This window comes from Rhodococcus sp. MT28 (assembly GCF_058792695.1).
The window spans coordinates 1-5,886 of the sequence record NZ_JBXAFD010000044.1; the positions used below are offsets into that span (position 1 = coordinate 1).

Here is a 5,886-nt window from a genome sequence, read left to right on the forward strand (position 1 = left end):
CCCCGACACAACGCCTCGGCGGCGACCGCGCCCACTACACACGAAGACCAACAAGGCCCTCAGATGGACAGTCCCTGACGTGTCCCTCTAGCCGATCCGCGGGGACTGTTTCTTATTCGGTGTTTCGGCCCGAGCCGCTGAGTAAACGCTCAGCGAGGGAGGTGCCGTGATGACGACATTGGAAGATATGACGAAGAAAAAGGCCGAGCCCTCCGCGGAAGCTGCGGCGCGCGCCATCAGGTCGCAGAACGCGGCGTTGCGGCCGTGTTCGGTCACGACGACGGGACGGTGCTCATGGTTTCAGGGTGAGAGATTGCGTGAGGATCGCATCCCGGTTCCGCGCACCCGTTTGCCGGTGTGGGGCGAACTCGGCCGGTCGGGTTCGACTCGTGGCAGCAGAGCGTGACTACGTGCTGATTGTCGCCGCGGCCGATAGTCGTCTCTCGTGTTGAACTATGGGCAGGTGGGGCGCAGTATTTACAGATGAAGACCGAAGAGGAAGAGCGTCTGATCGCTCATGCGGTGAGTAGGTTGTCTGCGAAGTATCCGTCGATCTCGGCTGATGTCGTGGCGGACGCTGTGGCGTCTGCTCATGCTCATTTCGACGACAAGGTGCGTGATTTCGTTCCTCTGCTCGTCGAGCGCATGGCGGGGGAGAAACTTTCCTCGCTGGTCGCTTCATAAAGGCCGTGTCCGCGGCCGAAGAGTCCGATATTGCGCAGGCGAGAGTGTTTCTGGCTCTGTTGAATTCGGAGATCGACGAGTTGTCGGAGCGGATCGAATCCGCGCTGCGCCTGGTGCGGGGTACGCGCCCGGTCGCACCTGAGTTGGCGTCGGCGGCGCGCACCGATGCGGCGGCTCTGCGTAAGGACCTTCATCGGGTGCACGCTCTTGTCGAGCAACTGACACGCCGGTTTCCTACCGCCAATGTGCCCGCGGAAGTGCCTGCCGCACATTCTTTCCGCAGCTGATCGGTTTCCGTCGCAGCGCTGATCGCGTTCGGTGCGCGGTCAGCCGCTATCCTGAGTCGCCCTCTTCTGCATGGGCAGGGAAGCACAGGGACGGTGAGCTGCGGGGATGGATCGACAACCACCATCGAGTGCTGCCGCTGCTGTGGTCGACTGCGCCGTCTATGTCGACGGGGTGCGACTCCCCGGCACTCACACACCGGAGAGTGCGTTGGATGAGGTTCGGCGTCGGGGTTCGGGGTTCGTGTGGCTCGGGTTGTTCGCACCGACCTTCGAGCAGATGACGGCAATCGCCCAGACGTACGGCCTGCACGAATTGGTCGCCGAGGACTCGGTGCACGCGCATCAACGCCCCAAACTCGAACAATACGACAAGGTGACCGTGTTGGTGATGCGCACGGCCCACTACCTTTCACCGACCTCGATCCGCACCGCCGACGACATCGTCGAAACCGGTGAGATTCTCGCTGCTGTCGGGTCGGATTTCATCGTCACCGTCCGGCACGGCGCGCATACCGCGTTGGCGGGCGTGCGCGCCGAACTCGAAGGATCGCCGGAACACCTGCAAATCGGGCCGTGGGCTGTCCTGCACGCGGTGATCGACCGGATCGTCGACGGTTACCTGGGAGTGGTCGGATCGGTCGACGTCGATATCGACACTTTGGAAGTGGAACTGCTCAGCCCCGATCGTCACACCCCTATCGAGCAGATCTACCTCGTCAAACGCGAAGTGCTCGAATTACGGCGTTCGGTCAACCCCCTCGCTGCGGCGCTGTCCACGCTCGCTGCCGCCACTGCGTTGCCGGAGCCGATTCCCAAGGACGTACACCGGCATCTGCGTGATGTCGCCGAACACCACGCCGCGGTGGCGGAACGGATCGTCGAGTTCGACGATGTCATCAGCTCTCTCGTCGCTGCGACTCTTGCTCGGGTCAATGTTCAGCAGAACACCGATTTGCGCAAGATCACCGCGTGGGCGTCGGTGGCGGCGTTCGTGACTGCGTTCGCCGGGATCTACGGCATGAACTTTCAGGACATGCCGGAACTGCGATGGCGATACGGGTACCTGCTGTGGTGGATCATCGCGGTGACCGGCGCGGTGTCGTTGTTCACCTTGTTCCGCCGAAAACGCTGGCTGTAAAGGCCAGCATCTGAAGGTCTTGGCCGGCTGCGGCCGGAACTCCTCGAACCGAACGGAGGTGAACGACCGAACCGCCCTGCCTCCGCGCGACCACGCTGTTGCCGGGCGGGATTGCGCAGCAGGTCAGGTCGAAACCACTGTTACGCAGATCGATTCCGTTAGTCTCAACCGTCCGTGAATGGTGGGTGTGCAGGCGATCGACGATCGGGGATCGAAGAAGGAGGGGGACAGGTGTTCGGTAGCGCCGGCAATGATGCTCGACTAGTGCGTCCGCCTGCGCTGGGCACCGCCCTCGCTGCCGTGCCCTTTCTCGCGATAATTGCGGGAGTCCGCTACGACTGGTGGCAGTACCCCACAGCCGCAGTCATTTTCCTCGAACCCGCCACGGTATGTTTCGCGCTCCTGGGACTCCTTGCCATCGGGGTGTTCTGGGTTGTCCGGTCCTACGGTTTCTGGAAACGGGAGCAGCGCCTGTCGTGGCGGATGGGACCTGCCCCTCTGGTCGTGGTAGCGACTGCTCTCGTGTTCTTCACGGTGCAAACGCCAACGGATCGCGCTTTCGATCGAGCCAATCCAGAGATGGCGGAGCTTGCGGACTCGATGCTGCGTGACGGTACCGAGCATCTCGGCCCCACCGAGATCGACGGTTACGAATTCTCCACTGTCTTCATCCGGGTGGACAACTGTGTGTACTTCGTCGATAGCAGGCGGAGCACCCCCACTGAGGTCGTGGGGTGGTTGTACACAGCGAATTGCACTCCGAATTTGGATCGGTTCCGCCGGCTCAAACCCGTTGCTGAGAACTGGTTTTCCTTCGAGCAGGGCACCTAGAGGTCTTGTCTGGACCTATGAGATCTCAACGCAGCTGGGTCTTGTAACGCGTGGCGCAGCGTGCGAAATGTGCTCGTCTACCAATGTGAGGGGAAATGCGAAATCTTCAGATCTCGGTGTTGGCTTTGTTCGTGCTCATTGTCGTGGTGGCTGTTTCCGTGTGGTCGGAGAGCGAGTATGTCCGCACACCGTTGTTGATTGCTTCGGCTGTGACACTGATATTGGTGATCCTGTTGGAGATCAACATCCGCCGCTTGAAATGAGTGCGCGGAGAACATTGGGGAAACAACTTGAAAAACAACGAGGGGATCGACCGCGGGCGCGATGGATGCCCGCAGCGCTCTGGGTCGGTCCGAGGGTGGCATCGCTGAGGTCCGCCCTTCTACATAGCGATACGGTGAGGCGATGCGAAAGCTGAGGTCGTTGGGTGAATGGGTAGCAGCTGATCCGCCTGCATCGTCGAAGCCTCCGGGGCCGATTCTTCTTGCGTTCACTGTTGTTCCGGTTCTTGTGTTGATGTGTAGGCATTACGGGTGGTGGCCTTCCCCGTTCGGGGGTTTCCGATGGTTGGATCCTTTGCTCGTTTCTGCTGCGGCGTTGGTCATTCTGGTGATGGTGGGGTTGGTGTGGGCGATCCGCACGCTGTACGTCGTGGGTCAGGACCGGCGCTGGTCGTGGTGGATCCTGCCTGCGCCGCTCGTCGTCACCGCCGCGGTCGCTGTGGTGATGTTGGTGCCTCAGGTGTCTTTCCTCGACAAGAGCGGAGAATTCGAGACCATCGCACTCGACCTCCTCAAGAATGCGGGAACTGTTGCCGAACAGTTGGAGATCGGCTCGTTCGATATTCGTCGCACCCGTGTCGTACCTCCTGATGAGGTCTATTTCATCGACAACGGCAGCATGTTCACCACGACGCGGGGGTGGGTGTACTCACCCAGCGGGACACTTTCTGGGTTCGGCCACTTCTCTGCAACGCATCTCGGCGGCCCCTGGTACGAGTTCACAGCGATCTGGCGCGACTAGCTCAACTGTTCGTTCGCCATGAAAGGACTTGAGAAATAGCGCCGCTCGCGGTTCTGGGGCCGGTGGCTGTTGTTTCTACTGCGCGACACCTGTTGCAATCTGCTAGGTTCGCGGTGAAAGCCTTTGAGCTGCAACGACCGTGTTCCCAAATATCTGAGACGGCGCTGTACCCCAAGAGAATGTGCAGCGATCCTGCTCGACGGAATGGACTTAGTTGTCCTCGGGCTGGCCGGTGCCGCCGTTCCGCCGACCAGAGCGCGCGCGGTGGTCGCCCGTGCACGCAGCAAAGGTTCCTGCCTGGTGGTCACCGAAGGGCGATGGGACGGTGCGGATATCCGCATCGACTCCCACGTCACCAATTACACGGGGATCGGGCAGGGCTATGGCCGCATCACAGGCTTCTCCGTCGATATCGAGGTCAAGTGGGCCGGGGGATACGCCCCGGTCCGGCAGGTTCGATCTGAGCCCCACAGCCCGGGCAGTGGGGTGGACGGCCCACGCTCCCGAACAATCGGCTCCGCTTCCACTTCCGCAGGCGCTATGACCGCCCCGGACTTCAACGGCTGGCAGGAGCCGTGGCCACTGACCCCGACCCTGCGCCCACTACTCCCACAGCCCCAGCCGGTCATCGTCGAAACGAACCGCGCCCTGCCCTTGGCGAAGAACGCCACGCGCCCCGACAAGCTCCCTCTGCGCGTACTCGCCGGAGGACTCCGCCTCGAAGGCACCATGCCAAAAAGCTCTATGCGTGGGCGCTCCTCAGTTCTCTGCACTAAGCAAGCCTTCTCGTCTGAAACAAGGCGGATCCGATGCCTCGTTGACCCCCAGGACCCCGGTGCGCGCCCACCTCGTCGGATGCGCGGCTGTAGATACCGACGGCACCCAACTTCATCGAGACAGGATCGCCACCTGATCAGGGACCAACGTGCGATAGCCATCGAGATACACACGCCCACAACCGTCGAGTTCGACAAACACCGTCGCTCCACCCGATCCATCGGCCCGCAGAAGTTCGGTGTGCGCGACACGGGAAGCGGATCGGGTACACGGCGGCGCAATAGGCGCTGTCGTCACAGCCCGAGCCAGTTCAATACTCTCCTCGCGCGAGAGGCGCACACTCGATTCTGTCGAAAACTCCTCACCCTCAACAACATAGCGGCAAACCAGCTCAATCCTGAGGGGAAACCCGGTCCGGGATCTGTTTTCCATTGCGGCAAAACATCTTTGATGTAATCGCCAAAGGGGTTCTCTCTCGAAATTTTTCCAGTGAAGCCCTAGCTTGAAACCGCGCGGTCGGTTAGTCTCACACGGAATCACTTGCTGGCCTTAGCTAACCGGTCAATTTCGCAGGCAGCCATTTCGCTGAGCTGCTGCACCTCACTGGAGGTACTCCGCGTGGTCAAAACGAATTTGTGGAAACGTCGCACACTGGTCTCGGTCGTACTCATGGTGCTATCCCTGGCTGTTGCACCTGTGGCCGGCGCCTCGCCAGACACACTCGACCAACCTGCCCCTGAGTCGCCCGCTGTAGAGGAATATCCCTCGACTGATCTTCCTCCGGAAATGATGCAAGTTCCCGGTGCTGGGCAGCAGTGTGTCAATACTGCGCTCGAGCGCAACATCTCCAACTGGGTCTGCAACGGAGCGATGTTGATTACTCCCGACGGCCAGGAGGTGCTTCCGGTCGTCCCTCGCCCTGACCTTGTGGAGCCGGTGCCACCTCCGAATCCGCAGTCACGGCTAAATGATGATCCTGACTACGACCTCTGGTGTGAACCGGATTCGAGTTCCCCATGCATCAGGGAAATCGCCCAGTACCAGTCGGAAGCGAAGAGCAACATGATCTACTGTCAATGGCCACGAAGTTCTCCCCGTAGGCGGCCAGTAGTTCTCCCCGCTGGTGGCCACGGGTTCTCCCCGGTG

Annotated in this window: 8 protein-coding genes; all 8 read left to right on the top strand. The window is 61.0% G+C overall.

What is annotated here, in order from left to right; all coding sequences use genetic code 11:
* Positions 1-169: 169 nt before the first annotated feature.
* The 8 genes from AC1Q6C_RS33280 to imuA' all read left to right on the top strand — a co-directional run bounded on the left by AC1Q6C_RS33280 (position 170) and on the right by imuA' (position 5,196).
* Positions 170-406, top strand: a complete 237-nt coding sequence (locus AC1Q6C_RS33280; protein ID WP_003946087.1) for a hypothetical protein — start codon at positions 170-172, stop codon at positions 404-406.
* A gap of 77 nt (positions 407-483) precedes the next feature.
* Positions 484-684 carry a three-helix bundle dimerization domain-containing protein gene (locus AC1Q6C_RS33285; protein WP_003946083.1) on the top strand — a complete coding sequence of 67 codons (201 nt, stop codon included), beginning with the start codon at positions 484-486 and terminating at the stop codon, positions 682-684.
* Between the two features lie 5 nt (positions 685-689).
* Positions 690-971 carry a hypothetical protein gene (locus AC1Q6C_RS33290; protein ID WP_003946081.1) on the top strand — a complete coding sequence of 94 codons (282 nt, stop codon included), beginning with the start codon at positions 690-692 and terminating at the stop codon, positions 969-971.
* 106 nt (positions 972-1,077) lie between these two features.
* Positions 1,078-2,109 (top strand): magnesium and cobalt transport protein CorA, encoded by a 1,032-nt coding sequence (locus tag AC1Q6C_RS33295; protein WP_003946088.1) that lies wholly within the window; start codon positions 1,078-1,080, stop codon positions 2,107-2,109.
* Between the two features lie 231 nt (positions 2,110-2,340).
* Entirely contained in the window at positions 2,341-2,940 is a 600-nt protein-coding gene (locus tag AC1Q6C_RS33300) for a hypothetical protein (protein ID WP_003946084.1), read from the top strand.
* 95 nt (positions 2,941-3,035) lie between these two features.
* On the top strand, positions 3,036-3,203 hold the full coding sequence (locus AC1Q6C_RS33305) for a hypothetical protein (protein WP_003946089.1): 168 nt from the start codon (positions 3,036-3,038) through the stop codon (positions 3,201-3,203).
* Between the two features lie 142 nt (positions 3,204-3,345).
* Positions 3,346-3,963 (top strand): hypothetical protein, encoded by a 618-nt coding sequence (locus AC1Q6C_RS33310; RefSeq protein ID WP_003946082.1) that lies wholly within the window; start codon positions 3,346-3,348, stop codon positions 3,961-3,963.
* Positions 3,964-4,167: 204 nt separating this feature from the next.
* On the top strand, positions 4,168-5,196 hold the full coding sequence (imuA', locus tag AC1Q6C_RS33315; protein WP_490049712.1) for a DnaE2-dependent mutagenesis accessory factor ImuA': 1,029 nt from the start codon (positions 4,168-4,170) through the stop codon (positions 5,194-5,196).
* Positions 5,197-5,886 lie beyond the last annotated feature (690 nt).

Coding starts and splice junctions, on each gene's coding strand:
- AC1Q6C_RS33280 (WP_003946087.1), top strand. CDS start 170: ATGACGACATTGGAAGATATGACGAAGAAAAAGGCCGAGCCCTCCGCG.
- AC1Q6C_RS33285 (WP_003946083.1), top strand. CDS start 484: ATGAAGACCGAAGAGGAAGAGCGTCTGATCGCTCATGCGGTGAGTAGG.
- AC1Q6C_RS33295 (WP_003946088.1), top strand. CDS start 1,078: ATGGATCGACAACCACCATCGAGTGCTGCCGCTGCTGTGGTCGACTGC.
- AC1Q6C_RS33305 (WP_003946089.1), top strand. CDS start 3,036: ATGCGAAATCTTCAGATCTCGGTGTTGGCTTTGTTCGTGCTCATTGTC.
- AC1Q6C_RS33310 (WP_003946082.1), top strand. CDS start 3,346: ATGCGAAAGCTGAGGTCGTTGGGTGAATGGGTAGCAGCTGATCCGCCT.
- imuA' (WP_490049712.1), top strand. CDS start 4,168: ATGGACTTAGTTGTCCTCGGGCTGGCCGGTGCCGCCGTTCCGCCGACC.